Origin of the sequence: Francisella sp. SYW-9, from assembly GCF_008711465.1 — a bacterium.
Taxonomy (GTDB): domain Bacteria; phylum Pseudomonadota; class Gammaproteobacteria; order Francisellales; family Francisellaceae; genus Francisella.
On record NZ_VXKQ01000057.1, the window covers coordinates 1 to 2,718 of the forward strand.

A 2,718-nucleotide genomic window follows, 5' to 3' on the forward strand; every position below is an offset into this window, starting at 1 on the left:
AAATCATCATCCCAATCTGCTTCTGCTAAGTACTCAATTAAATTACAGTATGCTTCATGCATAGATGATATAACATCTTTATCAAATAACTGCTCTACATAATCCCACTCTGCTACAAACCCCTCATCTGTCTCATAAGCCTTATTATCTAAATATACTTGTGATGTCTGAGTAATAGAATAGCCTGTACCTATATAACCATTCATGCTTATATTAAGATCCTTGCCTCCACCTAATACACTTGTTAACACAACTGGTGATAGCGATTGGTTATGTGACATATCAAGCTTATGTCTTATTAACCTTTGAAAATCAATACCATCAAATAGATTATTCTCAATATCCGCCCATAATTCATTATGTATAGCTAGTAAGCCTTCTTTAATATTTTTATTAGTTTTTACATAATTAAATAACTCTAATACTGTAAAATCTCCTAATATATTATTAACTTGATCATGTAATGGTAATCTATTAAATAAAGTTAAATTTATACAAAATTTATTTGAACCGCTGTATTTACTTAATACTAACCCATACACATATAAAACAACTGATGTTGGACTTACATTAATATTTTTAGCTTTTTCTTCTAATTGACTCCACTTATCCTTAGATATTGTCTTAGTTAATCTAGCAAATTGAGGCTTCTCAATACTATTAGGATTAACTAAAGTAGGTAGTCTTGCTTCAAAATTATATTCAGGTAACTTATTTAACCAATATTTTTTAACATCTGTATATAATTTGCTTGATCTAACCTGATTAGCCTTAATTACATAGTCTCTAAAGCTAATTTTTAGATCATCTAAATCACTATTTATATCCTTATATAAAATAGCTAATTCATTAAAAAATATACCAAAGCTTGGTCCATCCATAATTAAGGCATCTATACTCATATGAAGAATATAATTATCTTGGTAATAGCTTAGCTCATAATCAAATAATGGCCATTTATTTGTATCATATATTTTATGAGATAATCTATCTCTAATTGATATAAGCTCAGTCTCAATTATTTCACCATGATTAACTATCTTATATTCAGGTACTTCAGATAAAACAAGTTGACTATCATCTGTGAATATCGTTCTTAATACCCCATGCCTTTGGATCAATTTATTAAATGCTTGTTCGAACCTTTTTATACTAAATTCATTAAATAATAATTCAGAATAAACATGAGTTGATACATTACCCATTTCAAAACTATCTAAACGTCCATATAGATATGCTTGTTGAACATTAGTTAATTCAAAAGCCTTATAATCATTAATATGTCCCTCTGTAATTAGATAGTCTTTATACTTAAATTGCCCGATACTTGTATTAACAAGCCTAGATAATTGAACTATGCTCTTATAATCAAACACATCTCTAACTGATATATTACTACCAAGCTTAACATTGATATTACTAACTAATCGAATAGCTAATATACTATTACCTCCTACCCTAAAGAAATCATCTGTAATACCAATTCTCTCTAATCCAAGAACTTCACCAAAGATAGTACATAATCTTTCTTCAAGTTCCGTAGTCGGTGCTATATAACGATCTTCATTAATAAACTCAGGATTTGGTAATGCCTTACGATCTAACTTACCATTTACTGTTAATGGCATTGATTCAATCTCAACTAATACACTTGGCACCATATACTCTGGTAATACTTTAGATAATTGATTAAGGATCTCTTCTTGAGTTAATGACTCTACATCTGATACATAATAACCAACTAAGTACTTACTATTATTTCTATCTTTAGCTAATACGCAGGATTGCTTAATACCCGCTATAGCAGACAGCTGATTCTCAATCTCTCCTAATTCAATACGATAGCCTCTGATCTTAACCTGATCATCATTGCGACCTATATATTCAATATTGCCATCTTCTAACCATCTAACTAAATCTCCTGTCTTATACAATCTTGTATAACCTTTAGCTATATCACTATTAGTTGCAAATGGATTAGATACAAATCTCTCTTCTGTCAATTCAGGTCGATTCAAATAGCCTCTAGCTAACCCAGCTCCACCTATATATAATTCTCCAATCACACCTATCGAAACTGGTTGATGATGTTGATCTAGAACATACATCTTTTCATTATTTAATGGCTTTCCTATATTAATAGCATTATTATCTACTATCCCAAAACTACTCCAGATAGTACTTTCTGTTGGACCATAACAATTAATTACTTTCTTAAAGCTCTCTTGTAATAAATTTCTAATATTATTGCTTAACCTTTCTCCACCAACTAAACAAAATATATCTTTATAAAGATCTTTATTATTAACTAATAAACTTAAAACACCAGGAGTTTGTTGAACTATATTAATGCTTTCTAGATGTTTCTCATTAACCTTATCTATTTGAGAAAGATAAACACTTGAACCTGTTATTAATGGTAATCCATATTCTAAAACAAATATGTCAAATACATATTTTGTTAGACTTAATATATTGTATTTATTTAGGTCCAAATAAGTTTTACTCGCTGATAAAAAGCATGCTAGTGATTTATGCTCAACCATCACCCCTTTAGGTAACCCAGTAGTACCTGACGTATAAATTACATAACCCAAATCTTTTGCTTTACTATATTGTAGTAAATTGTTTGATTCTTCACTTTGATATATTGTTTGACTATTTTGCTCATCTATAGCTATTGTTTTTATATCAGACATATCATTAAGTCTATTTTCC

The 2,718-nt window shown here is 29.2% G+C and carries 1 protein-coding gene; it reads right to left on the reverse strand.

All coding sequences use genetic code 11. From position 1 onward, the window contains the following. The coding region (locus tag F3D62_RS12470) for an AMP-binding protein (protein ID WP_150468569.1) at nucleotides 1–2,699 on the reverse strand (2,699 nt) is incomplete at its 3' end. Between the last annotated feature and the right edge of the window lie 19 nt (nucleotides 2,700–2,718).